We start from the raw sequence: 281 nt of genomic DNA on the forward strand, positions 1-281 counted from the left end.
AGGGTGCAGAGCAGGGTCGGCAGCAGGAACGCCAACCCTGACTGCAATACGCTGTAGCCGTAGACCTGTTGGTAGTACAGCGCCAAGAAGTAGTACTGCACGCCGAAGCTGCTCATGAATATGGCCGTGAGCAGCATCGCCATGCGCAACTCGAGATAGCTGAACAGGCGCAGATGCATCAATGGGTCGTGGCCTTTGTGCTCGATCCACACGAACACCCCCAACAGCGCGACCGCCAACGCCATGCATCCAAGGGTGGCGGGAGCCGTCCAGCCCAACTC

Annotated in this window: 1 pseudogene; it reads right to left on the minus strand. The window is 59.8% G+C overall.

Annotated features, from left to right (window positions below):
* Positions 1-281, minus strand: a pseudogene (locus tag ACZYSM_RS29570) (MFS transporter); the annotation flags it as partial.

This window comes from Pseudomonas sp. F220, assembly GCF_057813935.1.